The sequence below is a fragment of the Haloarcula japonica DSM 6131 genome, from assembly GCF_000336635.1.
Lineage (GTDB): Archaea > Halobacteriota > Halobacteria > Halobacteriales > Haloarculaceae > Haloarcula > Haloarcula japonica.
Genome location: NZ_AOLY01000039.1, coordinates 392,386 through 407,474 on the forward strand (window position 1 = coordinate 392,386; position 15,089 = coordinate 407,474).

General features: G+C 62.9%; 14 protein-coding genes, 1 tRNA gene and 1 other RNA gene. 5 read left to right on the forward strand and 11 right to left on the reverse strand.

Annotated features, from left to right (window positions below; translation table 11 throughout):
- Positions 1-2: 2 nt before the first annotated feature.
- The gene (locus tag C444_RS16355) at positions 3-929 is read right to left on the reverse strand and encodes a precorrin-3B C(17)-methyltransferase (protein ID WP_004594125.1); all 927 of its coding nucleotides are present in this window, start codon (positions 927-929) and stop codon (positions 3-5) included.
- A 342-nt stretch (positions 930-1,271) separates the two neighbouring features.
- Between C444_RS16355 and C444_RS16360 the strand changes: the two genes are divergently transcribed.
- Positions 1,272-2,204 carry a phosphotransferase gene (locus tag C444_RS16360; protein WP_004594126.1) on the forward strand — a complete coding sequence of 311 codons (933 nt, stop codon included), beginning with the start codon at positions 1,272-1,274 and terminating at the stop codon, positions 2,202-2,204.
- A 211-nt stretch (positions 2,205-2,415) separates the two neighbouring features.
- On the opposite strand, the gene C444_RS16365 is transcribed toward C444_RS16360, so the two are convergent.
- From C444_RS16365 to uvrB, 6 genes are all read right to left on the reverse strand, one after another.
- Positions 2,416-3,180, reverse strand: a complete 765-nt coding sequence (locus C444_RS16365) for an SDR family oxidoreductase (protein ID WP_004594127.1) — start codon at positions 3,178-3,180, stop codon at positions 2,416-2,418.
- A gap of 156 nt (positions 3,181-3,336) precedes the next feature.
- Positions 3,337-4,308, reverse strand: coding sequence for a cobalt-precorrin 5A hydrolase (cbiG, locus tag C444_RS16370; RefSeq protein ID WP_004594128.1), 972 nt, complete (start codon positions 4,306-4,308; stop codon positions 3,337-3,339).
- A gap of 377 nt (positions 4,309-4,685) precedes the next feature.
- Complete coding sequence (locus tag C444_RS16375) at positions 4,686-5,564, reverse strand: cobalt-precorrin-4/precorrin-4 C(11)-methyltransferase (RefSeq protein WP_004594129.1); 879 nt, start codon at positions 5,562-5,564, stop codon at positions 4,686-4,688.
- Positions 5,557-6,348 (reverse strand): cobalt-factor II C(20)-methyltransferase, encoded by a 792-nt coding sequence (locus C444_RS16380; protein ID WP_004594130.1) that lies wholly within the window; start codon positions 6,346-6,348, stop codon positions 5,557-5,559. The genes C444_RS16375 and C444_RS16380 overlap by 8 nt, the downstream gene beginning before the upstream one ends.
- Positions 6,345-6,950 (reverse strand): precorrin-6Y C5,15-methyltransferase (decarboxylating) subunit CbiT, encoded by a 606-nt coding sequence (gene cbiT / locus C444_RS16385; protein WP_004594131.1) that lies wholly within the window; start codon positions 6,948-6,950, stop codon positions 6,345-6,347. Before cbiT ends, C444_RS16380 begins: the two co-directional genes overlap by 4 nt.
- Before the next feature lie 158 nt (positions 6,951-7,108).
- On the reverse strand, positions 7,109-9,169 hold the full coding sequence (gene uvrB, locus C444_RS16390) for an excinuclease ABC subunit UvrB (RefSeq protein ID WP_004594132.1): 2,061 nt from the start codon (positions 9,167-9,169) through the stop codon (positions 7,109-7,111).
- 205 nt (positions 9,170-9,374) lie between these two features.
- Here uvrB and C444_RS16395 point away from each other — a divergent pair, with 205 nt between their 5' ends.
- A complete protein-coding gene (locus C444_RS16395; protein WP_004594133.1) occupies positions 9,375-9,968 on the forward strand; it encodes a hypothetical protein in 594 nt (197 codons plus the stop codon).
- Positions 9,969-10,012: 44 nt separating this feature from the next.
- Here C444_RS16395 and C444_RS16400 read toward each other — a convergent pair whose 3' ends face one another.
- The 4 genes from C444_RS16400 to C444_RS16410 form a co-directional block, all read right to left on the reverse strand.
- Complete coding sequence (locus tag C444_RS16400) at positions 10,013-10,624, reverse strand: hypothetical protein (protein ID WP_004594134.1); 612 nt, start codon at positions 10,622-10,624, stop codon at positions 10,013-10,015.
- A gap of 61 nt (positions 10,625-10,685) precedes the next feature.
- Positions 10,686-11,109: RNase P RNA component (gene rnpB / locus C444_RS16765), an RNA gene on the reverse strand.
- A gap of 325 nt (positions 11,110-11,434) precedes the next feature.
- Positions 11,435-13,198, reverse strand: a complete 1,764-nt coding sequence (locus C444_RS16405; RefSeq protein WP_004594135.1) for a nitrite/sulfite reductase — start codon at positions 13,196-13,198, stop codon at positions 11,435-11,437.
- A 92-nt stretch (positions 13,199-13,290) separates the two neighbouring features.
- A complete protein-coding gene (locus tag C444_RS16410; protein WP_004594136.1) occupies positions 13,291-13,632 on the reverse strand; it encodes a hypothetical protein in 342 nt (113 codons plus the stop codon).
- A 235-nt stretch (positions 13,633-13,867) separates the two neighbouring features.
- On the opposite strand from C444_RS16410, the gene C444_RS22440 reads away from it, so the two are divergent.
- From C444_RS22440 to C444_RS16425, 3 genes are all read left to right on the forward strand, one after another.
- On the forward strand, positions 13,868-14,050 hold the full coding sequence (locus C444_RS22440; protein ID WP_004594137.1) for a hypothetical protein: 183 nt from the start codon (positions 13,868-13,870) through the stop codon (positions 14,048-14,050).
- 127 nt (positions 14,051-14,177) lie between these two features.
- Entirely contained in the window at positions 14,178-14,855 is a 678-nt protein-coding gene (locus tag C444_RS16420) for a DUF7119 family protein (protein WP_004594138.1), read from the forward strand.
- A gap of 34 nt (positions 14,856-14,889) precedes the next feature.
- Positions 14,890-14,963 (forward strand) — tRNA-Lys (locus C444_RS16425).
- Positions 14,964-15,089 lie beyond the last annotated feature (126 nt).

Here is a 15,089-nt window from a genome sequence, read left to right on the forward strand (position 1 = left end):
TGTCAGAAATCGTCGACGTCACGCCCGCCGCGCGGGGTGACGAGGAACTCCTGGTAGTCGTTGCGCCAGACTTCGGTCTCGTGGGTGCCGACGACGATGGACGAGCCCATGCCGCCGACCTTGTCGTCGTGCTCGGGCAGTTCACCGAGCGTCGTGATGGTCTCCGTCTCGTCGTCGAGGTTCCGGCCGGCTTCCCCGCGGCCGGAGTCGTTGACGATGGCGGCGGGCACGTCGTCGGCCCGCTCCTCCCGCAACACGTCGACCGCCCGCTCGTAGTCGCGCCAGCAGTTGTAGAGGACGACGACGAAGCCGCTGATCGCGGCCGCCCGGAGCTTCTCCTCGATCTCGTCCCAGCCGCGCCACTTGTCAGACAGCGAAATCGTACAGAAATCGTTCGACAACGGCGCGCCGAGGTTCGCCGCGCCCGACAGCGCCGCGGTCACACCCGGGACGATCTCGATGGGGACGTCGTCGGCGTCGTCGGCGTCGGCCATCGTGAACAGCAGGTCGGACTTCCCGTAGACGTTCGGGTCGCCGCCGGAGACGTGGGCGATGTCTTCGCCGGCCCGCACGCGCTCGAAGGCCTCGCGGGCCAGTTCGACCTGCTTGCCCATCGACGAGCGGATGAGGGTCTGCCGGCTGCCGTCGGGTCGTTCCAGCACAGCCCCTTCCTCGTCGGCGATTTCGCCGTCGTCGGTCTCGCCGTCGAGTTCAGCCGACTGGGGCGGGAGCGTCCCGTCTTTCCGGAGGAACTCCTGATAGAGGTTCGAGGCGATGATGCAGTCGGCGGTCTGGATGACGTCTTTGGCCCGCTGGGTCATGTCGTGGGGCAGCCCCGGGCCGATGCCGACCACGTATAGCGTCCCATAGTCGGCTGGACGCGTCGCCTCGGCCGCGGCCGCTGTCGACTGGCGTCCGTCGCTGCTCATCCTGGGTCTCCGAGAGCCGCCGGTCGAATCTCGATACTGTGGCGCATGGTGAGTACAACGCCGCTTTCGCATAAAACAATTGTGCTTGTACTAGTCCAAGCGAAGGCGCAGAATGTTAGCAGCAGGGAACTGCGTCCGCTCCAACGCTCGGACCGAGCTGCTACCAGTCCTGTTCCAGCGAAATTGTCAAAGGGGCCCAAACTGGTACGGGCTTACTGGACGACCTCTATCAAGGTTCGAATGTTTTTAGTGTAACCTATACTACGCGTTGAATGTACTTTTCTGGCCGGAGCTACAGCACTGTGCTTCCGGTCGGTCGCCGCCCGCCAGCGGTTTTCAACTATGAAAGAAGCAGTCAAACAAGCGATAGAAGAGCATAGCGTTGAGAGTCGAATTATCGGTGAACTACACAACGTCCCTCCCTACCGGGTGTACGAGATTCAGTTCGGTAGCCAACGCGCCGTCTTGAAAATTGATGACCACCGGCGGGGGCATGCAGCCGACGAAGGGCGAGTTCACGAGTATATCGCTACAGAAACCACGGCCAGAGTGCCCGACGTACTCGCTGTTGGGACTGACTACTATATTACGACATGGGACGGCGAGATTGCGGAGGCGTCACCACAGGTCGATAGAACGTGGGCCCGCGCTGCAGGCGTCTGGCTGGGCACGCTCCATGCTGATACCAGAGGAGCATTCGACGGGTTCGGAAAGCCCCGAAGTCAAGACGGAACCCTCGAACTCACGAGCCACAAGCGCTGGGTCGACGGCGTAATCGAGCGTGTGGGATACCACCGGTCGCTTCTCGCAGGGTATGGGTACACCGGTATCACAGACACGGTTGAGGCCTTCTTCAAGGACAATCCAGCCGTGTTCGATGGGGTTGGTGAGCCGGTTCTCTGCCACGGTGATGTGCACCCCGAACACCACGTTCAGACCAGTCACGGGGGCATTACCGCCATTGATTTCGAACACGCACTCGTTGCTCCAGCGGAATACGACTACTGGCGGACCGTGATGCCGTATTTTGAAGCCAATGATGATATCGGTGAAGCCGTACCACGGGCATTCCAAGCTGGATACGAATCTGTCAAGCCACTTCCCGGTGATTTCGAAGAGCGACGGCCGCTTTACCAACTCATGAACGATATTGCGTTCTTAGAATCACTCTATCTCCAGCAACGAGTCGAACCAGAAAAGCGCGAACAGGTGGGCGAACGGATACGAGAGCACGCGGCAGAGACGCTTAGCGAGGTGGAAAGAATAGTCGAATAGGTATTTTCGATGGCTTCGCCGTCTCTGACCCGACCGTTCCGCAAGCTTCGGGGTGGCCTGGGCAACGAAGGCTCCAGACCGTCGGCTCAGCGAGTTAGACAAAGGACGCGCAGAGAGATCGTATGAGCTAATAGTTTCTCTTTATACGCGGTAGTTAGCCTACTCTGCCGCGTAATCACGTAGCTGAAGTCGTCTGTACCTGCTCTGCTGGTCAGGTGTTCGTCAGCCCGCCGTCGACCACAACGCTCTCGCCGTTGACGTAGGAAGCCATATCGCTGGCGAGGAACGTCGCCACGTCGGCGATCTCCTCGGGTTCGCCGAAGCGGCCCGAGGGGATGAGTTCTTTCAGCATCATCTTGGTCGTGTCATCGATGCGCTCGTCCTCGAACATCTGGGTCTTGCTGTATCCCGGGTGGATGGCGTTGACCCGGATATCGTAGTTGCTCAGGCGGTCTGCGAGCGCGTAGGTGAACAACCGGACTGCGCCTTTCGAGGTGCAGTAGTTGACCAGCAGGCCAGTCCCGCGGATGCCACCGGAACTGGACATGTTAATGACGGTGCCGCCGCCGTTCTCCCGCATCGCCTCGGTCGCGACCTGCGCACCGAAGAACACGCCCTTCGTGTTCACGTCCATCAGCCGGTCGTAGTCTTCCTCTGTGGTCTCGTAGAAGTCCGCTATCTCGGAGATGCCGGCGTTGTTGACCATGATGTCGATACCGCCCAGTTCCTCGGCCGCGGTGACGGCCACCTCCAGATCGTCGGGGTTGGTCACGTCACACTCGACGAAATGTGCCGTCCGGTCGGTCTCAGCTTCGACCAGTTCGTGGGTCGGTTCGCCGCCCTCGCGAGGGTCCTGCTGTCGGTCCGCAACGATAACGTCTGCGCCGTGCTCCGCGTACCGCCGGCAGATGGCCCGGCCGAACCCGCTCGCGCCGCCCGTAACGACCGCCACCTTGTCTTCGAGTAGTGTTGTCATGCGCCATTTGTCACCATAAGCTCACATAATAAATAAGTTCAGAGTTGTACAGTGATATGAACTCAAGACAGTTATCCAACGCTGTAAAGAATAATTCAGCAGTTGCTCAGTGACGAAAAGACGGAACGAAAACCCAATGGCTGGCAAAAAGCGAGGTTAACGTCCAATAGCGACGGTCACGGCCTCGTCGTAGCGGGTCTTCTCGGCCAGCAGGTCGTGCTCGCTGCCGGCGGCGATGGCTGACGCCTCGGCGATGCCCGGCCAGCCGATGAGTTCCTTCGACCGCGAGGGGGTCGGTCCCTCGAACTCTTCCAAGGTTTCCTTCTCGAAGGCGATGACGCCCAGTCCCCACTCTTCGGCGGCGGCGAGCATCCCTTCCTCGTCGGCTTTCCGGGTACCCGTCGCGATGAACTCCACGTCGTCGCGATCACGGTCGGCCTCGTCCAGCGCTTGGTCCCAAGCCGCGTGGAACTGCTCGACATCCGCGCCGGCGACGCTTCCACAACCGAGCACGACGCCGTCGTCCGTGTTGCGTTTGAGCACCGTTACGTCGTCGTCTACCAGCACGGCCTTCGGGCCATCGAGGCGCTCGATGGGGCCGAGTTCATCGTCCAGCACGGCGAGGTTCGTCGCCACGGTCGAGTCGCCGTTGACGACGTGGGCGTCCAGCGCCTTGGCCTGCTTCTCGACGCCCTGCTTGTCCGCGGCCTCCGAGGCTGTGGTCATCGCCGGCACCGCACCCATGCTTGCGAGGTCATCGGCGACCTGATTCGCGCCGTGGTGGCCGCCGGTGATTGGGATGGCCCACGTGAGTTCCTCGTCGACGACACAGATAGCGGGGTCGTCCCATTTGTCGTCGAGCAGGTGGGCGGTCTTGCGCATCGCGATGCCACTCGCCATCAGCCCGATGAAGCAGTCGTATTCGCCCCAGTACTCCTCGAACACGTCGCCGTGGTATTCGAGGATGTCGATGGATTCGTAGCGGTCGCCGATACCGTCGACGATGTCCTCAGCCGTGTCCATCTTCCGCTCGAAGGCCACGATGGCGATGTCCTCGGCTACTTCGCCGTCCGAGTCGGGCGCTTTGCAACTGTTCGAACTGGATTCGTTGTCGGTGTCAGTACTCATGAGTTAGCTCCGGCCGGTGAAACTGAACTGCCCCATGCGACCGGCCGGGCAGCCGCGTGGGTGGTGTCTGTAAGTCGATGCTCGACCGCGAGACGACGCTTACCTGCTGTCGGCGCGCGCTGGCGCGCTCCGATGGCGCGCCAAATCTGTGCGAGGGATGAGCAGCACAGCGAGTGAAACGAGCGAGTAGCGCAGTCGGTTGGGGAGGCCTGTGGCTCGTGGTGGCGTGCGGTGCTGTCGGGTGGACTGAAAGGGGCCGGGCGCTCCGGGACGACGACCGACGCAAGCACGCGAGTGAAGCGAGCGCGCGCAGCGAGGTCCTCGACCGGAGCATCCGGGGGCTTTCGAGTTGTACTCGGCAAAATAGGCGATTCATCCTAGTCGTCGGCTTCCTGCGTCTCATCGGAACTTCCCCGGTTCGCCCAGTCACCGTAGAGGAACGAGCGCTCATAGTCCTCACCACCAACAGCATCCCCAATCACGACCATCGCGGAGGCGCGGTAGCCCGCGTCTTCCAGTTTCTCACCGATGGTCGCAATCGTTCCCTCGATGACGTCCTCGTCGGGCCAGGACGCGTGGTAGATAGCCGCTACTGGGGTTTCGGGGTCGTGGCCGTCTTCGAGTAGCCGATCCATCGTCTCGCTCACGGCGTGGGTCCCGAGGTAGATACAGGTCGTCACGTCGCCCATGCCGACGAACTCGGAGATGTGGTCCTCGTCCTCGTCCAGCGTCTTGCCCTGCGGGCGAGTGAAGGCAACGTGATTGGCGACTTCGTTCAGCGTCAGTTGGGTCCGCATCGTCGCGCTGGCGGCGAACGCGGAGGTGACGCCGGGGACGATGTAGGTCGGGACGCCCTCGTGTTCGAGCGCGTCCATCTGCTCCAAGGCCGCGCCGTAGATGGCGGGGTCGCCGCTGTGAAGTCGGACGACTGTGTCGCCGGCCTCGTATACATCCCGCATCAGCGGAATCAGCTCTTCCAGGTCCTTGCCGATAGAAGAGACCGTCTCGGCGTCGGCGCAGTACTCGTCTAAGAGCTCGCTGTTGACGAGCGACCCGGCGTGGACCACGAGGTCGGCGTCAGCCAGCAATTCCCGGCCAGCGACGGTCAGCAGCCGGGGGTTGCCCGGCCCGGCTCCGACGAAGGGAATGCCCTCCTGCTCGTCGCCGGCGCTGTACTCGTACACGCGGTCGTCTCGGTTCCCGGCAACGGAGTCGATGGCCGTCTGTGGGTCCGTCTCGCTCGGTTGCTCAGTCATGCTTCACCTCGTCGCCGCAGAGGGCGGCTTCGGAGCGTTCTTGTCTCGCCAGTTCACCGATAGACTGCTCGCCGCCGTCGGTCACGACGCCGCTCTCGTCGGCCGCTTCGAGGAAGGCATCGGTCGCCTGCTCGACGCGTGTCTCGGGCTTCTCGGCGTAGGCCAGCGTGTAGTAGTCTCNGATGTGTATAAGAGACAGGGTCACGACCGTCTCGCCCTGTTCCATGAACAGCCGGCGGCCGTACACCACATCGTAGCCGGCCTCGACCAGTCCCTCGTGGGTGGCCGGCGCGTCGGTCACCTTGAACAGGATCATCCGGTCGGGGCCGGTCGGCGACGCGCCGCGGTCGGCCTCTCGCAGGGCCAGGCTCGACCCCGCAGTGATTTCGACGCCCAGCGCCGTCGCGAACGCGGACATGGCGCTGACACCGGGCACCACTTCGAGGTCGACTTCAGGGTGGAACGCGGCGAGGGTCCGCCGGAGGTGGCCGAAGGTCGAGTAGACGTTCGGGTCCCCGAGCGTGACGAAAGCGGCGTCGCCGTCGCGGGCGGTCGGCGCGATTTCGGCGGCGGCTTCTTTCCAGGCCGTCCGGAGCTTCTCCTCGTCACGTGTCATCGGGAAGTCGAGGTCGCCGATGCGCTCCTCGGGGACATGCTCAGTCGCGACCGACCGCGAGAGCCGCCCCGGCGAGTACACCACATCGGCCGATTCGAGTGCGCGCTTCCCGCGGACAGTCACCAGATCGGGCTGCCCGGGACCGAGACCGATGCCGTAGAGCGTCATCGGTCACCTCCGTTCGTCGACTCAGTCTCGGTCGGCGACCCGCCGTCGGCGGCAACGTCCTCGCTGGCGCTGCCGACGAGCATGTAGACGGGGTTCTCCGAATTGAAGCTCGTCGCGCCGGCGAGTTCGTAGCCGTGGCTCACCTGGAACTGGACGACCTCCTCCAGAATATCGCGGTCGCGGAAGGCCTCCGTCGCCGCGCCGGCGACTTCGAGCCGCGAGACGTTCATCACGATTCGGTCGACGCCGGTCTCGACCGCGTGGTCGAGGATAGCCTCGTAGTTTCGCGACCCACCGAGGAAGAGGGCATCGGCGTCATCAGGCAAGCCCTCCGGGGCCTCGGCCTCGCGCAGTTCGACATCGGCGTTGATGTCGTTGGCGGCGAGGTTCTTGCGAGTCACGTCGAGTCGACTGGCTTTCCGTTCGAGCGCAGTGACCCGCCCGGCCCGGCGCGCCGCCGTGATGGTGACGGCACCGGTACAGGACCCGACCTCCGCGAAGTGGTCGGCCCCGGTGAGAGCGAGTTTGCTGGCGAGGACGGCCCGGACCTCCGGCTTGGTGGGACCGGCCTTCGCGTCGTGTGGGAGCGAGACGCGTGTCATCACGCTATACAACTACAGTAGCGCGTAAAACAATTTTGGTTGTATTAGTCCAAGTCGAGATTACAACGGGGTTGGAGACAGGTGCAGAAGCGAGTCGGCGGGCTGACTGGACGGCAAAGTGAACAAGAAATAGTACGGAACGAGAACCAGGAGCCGGGTCAGAACTCCGGCCCGGGAGCCGGCACGCCGTCGCCGTCGTCGCCACCGTCTAAGTCGAACTCCTCGCGCAGTTCGCGGATGCGGTCACGGATGTCCGCGGCCAGTTCGAACTCCAGGTTATCCGCGGCTTCCTGCATCCGCTCCTCCAGTTGCTCGATCTGCCGGGCGGCCTCGTCGGCGTCGCTCGCGCCGTCACTGGAGATGCCGCCGGTGTCGGTCTTGCTGCCGGGCAGGTTCGTCTCACCGACCTCCTTCTCGATAGTGGTCGGCTCGAAGCCGTGTTCCTCGTTGTACTGCTGCTGGATGCGCCGGCGGCGCTGGGTCTCTTGGATGGCCGACTGCATGGCGTTGCTCCGCTCGTCGGCGTACAGCACCACTTCGCCGTTGACGTTCCGAGCAGCCCGCCCCATCGTCTGGACGAGCGTCGTCTCCGACCGCAGGAACCCCTCCTGATCGGCGTCGAGAATTGCCACGAGCGATACCTCCGGAATGTCGAGCCCCTCTCTGAGGAGATTGATGCCGACTAGAACGTCAATATCGCCCAGTCGGAGCGAGCGGATGAGTTCGTGCCGTTCCAGCGTGTCCGTCTCGTCGTGCATGTAGGCGACGTTCACGCCGGACTCCTCCAGGTACTCCGTGAGGTCCTCGGCCATCCGTTTCGTGAGTGTGGTGACCAGCACGCGCTCGTCGCGCTCGACGCGGTCGTCGATCCGTCCGAGCAGGTCCTCGACCTGCCCTGTCGCCGACGCGATTTCGACGGCCGGGTCTACGAGATGGGTCGGTCGAACGATCTGCTCGACGACTTGGTCGCTGTGTTCGCGCTCGTAGTCGCCCGGCGTGGCGCTCACGTACAGCGTCTGGTCGGTTTTCTCCTCGAACTCCTCGAAGGTGAGCGGGCGGTTGTCGAACGCCGTCGGCAGGCGGAAGCCGTTCTCGACGAGGCTCTCCTTGCGGCTCTTGTCGCCCTCGAACTGGCCGCGGATCTGGGGGAGCGTCTGGTGGGACTCGTCGACGACGGTGAGGAAGTCATCGGGGAAGTAATCCAGCAGCGTGTAGGGGGCCTCGCCCGTCTCGCGGTCCGAGAGGTGGACCGAGTAGTTCTCGATGCCCGAGCAGTAGCCCGTCTCCTGCATCATTTCGATGTCGAACGTGGTCCGCTCCTCGATGCGCTGGGCGGCGACGTGGTCACCCTGCCGCTCGAAGTAGCTGATTCGCTGGTCCAGCAGTTTCTCGATCTCGTCAATAGCTCGCTGGAGGCGCTGTTCCGGAATCGAGTAGTGCTCCGCCGGGTGCAACAGCGCGGCTGGCTCCTCGCTTTTGACCTCGCCCTCCAGCGGGTCGACCTTCAGCATCCGGTCGATCTCGTCGCCCCAGAACTCCACGCGGAGGGCGTAGCGGGCGTACATCGGGTATATTTCCAGTGTATCCCCTCGCACGCGGAAGGTCCCCTGCGTGAAGTCCACGTCGTTGCGCTCGTAGTTCAGGTCGACCAGTCGGCCGAGCAGTTCGTCGCGTTCGATCTCTTGCCCCACCTCAAGCGAGAGGGACATGTCGATGTAGTTGCGCGGGTCACCGAGGCCGTAGATGGCCGACACCGACGCGACGACGATCACGTCGTCGCGGGTGAGTAGCGAGCGCGTCGCGGAGTGGCGCAACCGGTCGATCTCGTCGTTAATCGAGGCGTCCTTGTCGATGAACGTGTCCGTCTGCTCGACGTAGGCCTCGGGCTGGTAGTAGTCGTAGTACGAGACGAAGTACTCGACGGCGTTGTCCGGGAACAGCTCGCGGAACTCTTCGTACAACTGGGCCGCGAGCGTCTTGTTGTGGGCGATGACGAGCGTGGGTCGCTGGATCTCCTCGACGACCCACGAGACGGTGTTTGTCTTCCCGGAGCCAGTCACACCGAGCAGGGTCTGTCGGTCCATCCCCTGGCGATAGCCCGATGCGAGTTGTTCGATAGCCTCGGGCTGGTCGCCCGCGGGGTCGAACGGGGCGTCGACACGGAACGCGCGGTCGACATCTGGTCGGTCGATAGAGAGGGGGCCGCCGGTGTCGCTCATTACCCACACATCGGGCTGGACGGACTTGAGCCGCGTGGTTCACGTGGCAGTGAGTCCCACAATCATACATTGTAAAGCTGATAAAACGCTCCCGAAAACGGGGTCTGTTTCAGCCGAACAGGACCGAAAGTAAGCAAATCATTCGGGCCGGGAAGTAAGTGAACGGTCAGCCTGTTTTATTCTGTTTTATGATTAGATATCTGGTATGGGTAAGACAGACACCGAATCCTCGACTGGGAGAGAGGCCGTACTCAACACTGGCCGCTGGTCGGTCGGGAACTGGGCAGTTATCGGCGTGTTCTTTCTCCTCACCGTCGTCGGCGTCGCAATGACTGCCGGCTTGTTCGGCCGGAGCCTCACGACGGAAGCAGTTGGCGGGGACGGGCCAGATGTCATCGTTCCGCTGGCCGTCTTCCTGTACGCGACCCTCGGTGCGCTGGGCTACGTGTTCACCAAGCTGATGACGTCGCTGCAGGAGTACGACAAATGGAGCGATTTCGAGAACCTCGCCGAGATGGGGATGCGGATTCCCGCGGCGTGGCTTCTGGCCGCCGGGGTGTATCAGTTCGGGAGTCTCGCAATCGGCTCGTCAGCACTGGAATCGACGCAGTTGGCCACTGGGATTCCGTTCCTCGTCGGACTCTACGTCAATGTCGCGTACGAGTGGCTCGGCGGACTGGCCGACCGCCTGCTCGGCCGGCACCCGAACAGAGAGGCGTGGACATCGTCACGCGAGACCGGCAGTGGGTCCACGGATCAGCGACCGGACTCCGGTGAATCCGTCGGCAGGAACGACTGACGCGCCGTCATATCGGGTTCTGGATACATGAGTGGAAAGCGGGGTCAACAGACCGGCTTCGGGTTCACGCCGAGGTCCTCAAGCGTCTCGAAGTACTCATCGTAGGCCGTCGAGATGACGTCGATAGCGGCTGCCTCCGCGGCGTCCCAGTCGTCGTCGCTCTCGCACACGGCATCGAGCAGTTCGGCGGCTTCGTCGCGGAGGTCCACCACGTCGCTGCCGGCGCTGCGGAACGTACTCGCAGTCTGTGGGTCCGCCTGACCGGTGAAGAAGCCAGTGTACTGCTCTTTGACCTTCTTATCGACGAGCGTCCAGCCGACGAAGCCACCGAGTCGCTCGACCGTCCCGTCAAGGTCGTCAAGCACGTCGTGCATCGCCGGTGTCCGGTCGGCGGGGTCGGCGTCGATGCTGTCACGCCGCTCGGCCGTTTCGGCCGCCGCGTCGGCAAACAGCGCGGCCGCGTCGTCGTTCGCGTCGGCGCTCCAGGCATCGAAGGTTTCGTGGGCCGCCTGCTCGCGGGCGGCCGCTGCCGCCAGCACTACGTCCGGTTCCATCTCGCCGCGGGTGTCGGCATAGAGCGTCTTCGAGGAGCCCAGTCGAGAGAGTTCCGTCTGCTGGTCGTCACGAACTGCGTCGATAAGGTCGGCTGCGGTCATACTCTGGCCTGTGGCCGGCGCGGGCTTGTAACCATCGGACCCGCCGCTAGAAGGCACATGTGGCTGCGGGGAGTAAGCCCCCTTCTGTTCGGGCCAGCATTCGGCTGAGCGGCCACGTCCAGCGCTTGCGCGCGGCGTCGGACTACCTGTCGACGCGGCCTTGCACCGGTGAGGTTTCGCCGTTCCATCGGTCCGTCGCCGGAGGCGTGGGGCATCGAAGATGGCCCACAAAGCGCCCCGGAGTCACCGGGTCGCGACTGCCCTCGGTGGGTTACCTCTCCCTCGCTTTGGCGGCGTGCCACACCGTCTGGTGGAGCACGGGTCACCTCGCTCGGGATTCGCACACCTCATCGGTCCGGCGACGACGTGTCGTTGCTGTTCCAGCGCCGACGGTCTCCCGCCCCGGGCTTGCGCCCGGTCACCTGTCCGACAGGTGGGGGGACTTTCCTCATGGCTTGCGCCACGGGAGCCGGCCTCCCGCTGCCACTCAACCCTACACTAGTGCGGCGAATAAGGCTTACCAACGACCTTTTTCGGCGTCGGGTTCGCGCTTTGCGCGAACCGCTCCTTGAAAAACGTCGATGAAAAAAGCGCGAATCGCAACGCGATTCGCGTGAAACCGCTCGCTGCGCTCGCGGTATGCTCAGCGACGGCGACTACAAAACTTGTGTCTGATTCTCGGACAGACCTGCCCTTCCCCGAGTCGTGCGACGGAGCGCACTCCCGGCCACAGGCAGATACGAAACTGAATCAAAACGCGGACGACCGCACGATTCGTCGAAGATCTAGACGAGATCCCAGCAGTGCGGCTCAGTCGTCGGACGGCAGCGACTCGCCGGCAGCGTTGGTCGGCGCGGGCGAGGACTGCATGTCGTCGTCCTCTGCGTACGGGTACCACGTCATCTTCGTGTTGTGCATGTACGGATCGTCGTAGTCCGTCTCTTCGGGTTCGACCATCTCAGCCAGCGTCTCCTCGTCGCGGTCCTCGACGAAGTCACGGAAGGTCTCGCCGCCCTCACGGGCGTCCTTGAAGTTGTTGACGAGGTTCTTGATCGCGCCGGGGACTTCGTCGGCCGGGACGCGCATCTCCACCCAGTCGGCGAAGCGTGGGTCGTCGCCGAGGCCGCCGCCGAGACCGATGTCGAGCGCCTCGACTGGTTCGCCGTCCTTGCGGGTCTTCATCCCGCGCAGGGACACGTCGGCGATCTGGGGCTGGGCGCAGGAGGCCGTACAGCCCGAGAGGTGGATGTGGAAGTCCTCGTGGTCTTCGGGCAGTTCGACGTTGTCCTTGAGCCAGCGGGCGTAGCGGACCTGACGGTTCTTCGTCTCGACGATAGAGAGCGAGCAGTACTCCGTGCCCGTACAGGCGATGGAGCCGCGCATGAACGGCGACGGCTCGGGGGAGTAGTTCTCGAGCAGTGGTTCGCTGGTGAACTCGTCGAGGTTCTCCTCGGGCACGTCGGTGACGATGATGTTCTGGCGCTGGGTCAGTCGGACCTCGCCGGAGCCGTACTCATCGGCGAGTTCGGCGAGTTCGAGCACGTCGTCGGCACCCATACGGCCGACCAGCACGTTCAGGCCGACGTAGTAGTTGCCGTCCTTCTGCTCGTGGATCCCGACGTGGTCGTTGTGCCCGTCCTGAGAGCCGGTGTTGTAGCTGTACTGGTCGCGCATGTCCTCGCCGGCAGTCGCCAGCTCGAAGTCGACGTAGTCCTCTTGAAGGACCGAGCGCATCTTTTCCGGGCCCCACTCGTCCATGAGGAACTTGATGCGGGCGTTGAAGCGGTCCTCGCGGTCGCCGTGGTCGCGGAAGAGCGCGGACATGCCGTGAGCGACGTCGGCGGCCTGCTCCGGCGGGACCCACACGTCGATATCGCGAGCGAGGCGCGGTTCCTTACGGGAGAGGCCGCCGCCGATACGGACGTTGAAACCGATTTCGCCGTCCTTCTCGGCCGGCTCGAAGGCGAGGTCGTTGATGTCGCCCTGGCCACAGCCCTCGTCACAGCCGGCGATGGCGACCTTCCACTTGCGCGGGAGGTTCGCGTAGTCGTCGTTGCCCTTGAACGTCTCGTGGAGGTCCTCGGCGACGGACCAGGCGTCGACGTGCTCGTGTTTGTCCTTGCCGGCGACGGGACAGCCGACGATGTTTCGCCAGGAGTCACCACAGGCCTGCTGGGTGCCCAGACCGACGGCTTCGAGCTTCTCGAAGATCTCCGGGATGTCCTCAATCTTGATCCAGTGGAGCTGGATGCTTTGGCGAGTCGTCCAGTCACAGTAGGCCTCGCCGAACTCGGGGTTGTCGACGGGACCGGTCGCGTACTCCTTCGCGACTTCGCCGATGACTTCGAGCTGACCGGGCTTGATGACGCCGTTCGGCGTCCCGATACGCATCATGAAATACGACTCCTGGCCGGAGCGCTGGTGGTACAGGCCCCACCACTTGAAGCGCTCGAACCAGGCGTCCTGTTCGTCCTCCGGAATGGACTCCCAGCCCTGCTCCGCGAACTCCATCAGATGCTCCCGTATCTCGTTGCCGTAAACCTCGTCTTTCCATCCTTCGACTTTACTGGGCATAGCTAATGTATTCTTCAACAAGTCTTACAGACTTATACACCACACTTTGCCGTCAACCGTCTCCCCCACTCCCCGAAACAAGAAATTGTTGCCTATTCCCGAGAATGGGAAAGCCGGGTTCGCTTCTCCGGAAAATGGACGCTCTCGTGGACAACACCGTAGAACTCGCCGGAATCGGGGTCTACGACACGCCCGACGGTTAGCCAGTCGGTAACGCCGCTTTCACCGCAGGCGATGCACTGTCCGGCTATTCGCGCCTGAATATCCGGGTAATCCACACCCACTTTCACGAACCCTTCAGCAAGGAAATCCGTCGTCTCACACCCACAGAAGTCGCTTCGAGCTAACAACCACAGGTCTGAGACGTTCACTTCCCGCGAGTCGTTGACGGAAATCCAGGCCCCGTCGTCGAGCTGGTGAACGTCGGTCGTCATTACATCTCATTAGATTCCAGAGACACCTGAGGGCATCGGCGGTCGCAAGTATCACCGGGTCGGGTCGAATTCGCCACATTCATGCGGTGAGTACGTCAGATCTTAATGACCCACCATTTGTTGGGTTCTGTACGAGATACAAACATATGTTGCCTGTAAGTCGCAGTGCGGGCCAAGCTTACAGGAGAGTCCGTGTTTAAGATAGTGGGGCTGTTACAAAGGAGTACGACACCACGTGGCGGCCACGCAGGTCGCTGCTGTGACAGAAACGATGACGAACGCACAACAGACCCACGACGACGACGCCGAACGCGAAGAGCCGACCACAGACCACCTCGACAACGTCGAGGATGGCTGCGGTTGCACAGAAATCTGGGAGCACATGAGCGAAGAGCGCGAGAGCGCCTCTGACGACTGATACAGACTGTTGTGACTGCGTATTAATGCGCCGGCCCGGGTCGGCGAAATCCCGGCATGACTTACAATAGCCTGTATGACATCCCTGTACGGGATACTTTTGTGCGGCGCTCCCCAAACACGTACCGATGCCTGAGGGGCCCGACAATTACGTTCCATCGACCGACCGTGAATCACCGGTCGGTAAACCGGTCATCCGCGGGGACCCGGCACTCACTGGCCAGCGACCCGAGGAGGCTATCGAGTTCGATCCCGACGACCCCGAGAGCCTCGAGCTCGCCGCCAGAACGGTCGAGAAGTTCTCCGAGAACACCGCCGGCGCCGACGACAATGTGTTTATTCTGCGCGGCGCGGCCGCGTGTGCAGCCCTAGTCCGTGGTGAGGGGTCCTACAAGGCCGCTGCCGAACGGGCCGGCGGGGAGGCGTCGGTCTCGTTCATCCGCAAGTGGTCCCGCGTGCACGATCTCCCGCGATCCGTCCGTATTCACGTCGCCAAGGGAGAAATCGCGCCGACAGCGGCCAAACACATAGCCAGAGTCTCCGGCGAATCCCGCCTCCTCCTAGCGTGGGCTGCCCTCGATCACGATCTCACCGTCCGTCAGATCCGATCCGTTGCCAGCAGTGTCAACGACGGCGCGTCCGTAGATGCGGCACTCGCCAGAAACGGGTACGCGCTGGGCGAGTTGCGGACACAACTCGACCGCGACGCCTACTGCCGACTCCGCCGGCAGGCTGCACTCGATGGGGCGTCCCCAGGGGAAGTCATCAGCGAGGCTATCGAATCGTACTTCGACGACGGACCGTAAGGTCTTAATCGCCGCTCCCCCGAGCGAATAGCGAGGGCCGGTAGCTCAGTTAGGCAGAGCGTCTGGCTTTTAACCAGATGGTCGGGGGTTCAACTCCCTCCCGGCCCGTACAGTGAACCGATGAGCGACGCGAATCGGGCAGGAAGGAATTGAACCCTGCCAGTCGCGCGCAATGAACGAATGTGAGTGAGCATGTCTTCCTCCGGTTCAACTCCCTCCGAGCCTGCTGTTTTA

What these genes read in the sequence shown, in the direction of transcription:
- C444_RS16355 (WP_004594125.1), bottom strand. Translation starts at nt 929, where the DNA reads ATGAGCAGCGACGGACGCCAGTCGACAGCGGCCGCGGCCGAGGCGACG.
- C444_RS16360 (WP_004594126.1), top strand. Translation starts at nt 1,272, where the DNA reads ATGAAAGAAGCAGTCAAACAAGCGATAGAAGAGCATAGCGTTGAGAGT.
- C444_RS16365 (WP_004594127.1), bottom strand. Translation starts at nt 3,180, where the DNA reads ATGACAACACTACTCGAAGACAAGGTGGCGGTCGTTACGGGCGGCGCG.
- cbiG (WP_004594128.1), bottom strand. Translation starts at nt 4,308, where the DNA reads ATGAGTACTGACACCGACAACGAATCCAGTTCGAACAGTTGCAAAGCG.
- C444_RS16375 (WP_004594129.1), bottom strand. Translation starts at nt 5,564, where the DNA reads ATGACTGAGCAACCGAGCGAGACGGACCCACAGACGGCCATCGACTCC.
- cbiT (WP_004594131.1), bottom strand. Translation starts at nt 6,950, where the DNA reads ATGACACGCGTCTCGCTCCCACACGACGCGAAGGCCGGTCCCACCAAG.
- uvrB (WP_004594132.1), bottom strand. Translation starts at nt 9,169, where the DNA reads ATGAGCGACACCGGCGGCCCCCTCTCTATCGACCGACCAGATGTCGAC.
- C444_RS16395 (WP_004594133.1), top strand. Translation starts at nt 9,375, where the DNA reads ATGGGTAAGACAGACACCGAATCCTCGACTGGGAGAGAGGCCGTACTC.
- C444_RS16400 (WP_004594134.1), bottom strand. Translation starts at nt 10,624, where the DNA reads ATGACCGCAGCCGACCTTATCGACGCAGTTCGTGACGACCAGCAGACG.
- C444_RS16405 (WP_004594135.1), bottom strand. Translation starts at nt 13,198, where the DNA reads ATGCCCAGTAAAGTCGAAGGATGGAAAGACGAGGTTTACGGCAACGAG.
- C444_RS16410 (WP_004594136.1), bottom strand. Translation starts at nt 13,632, where the DNA reads ATGACGACCGACGTTCACCAGCTCGACGACGGGGCCTGGATTTCCGTC.
- C444_RS16420 (WP_004594138.1), top strand. Translation starts at nt 14,178, where the DNA reads ATGCCTGAGGGGCCCGACAATTACGTTCCATCGACCGACCGTGAATCA.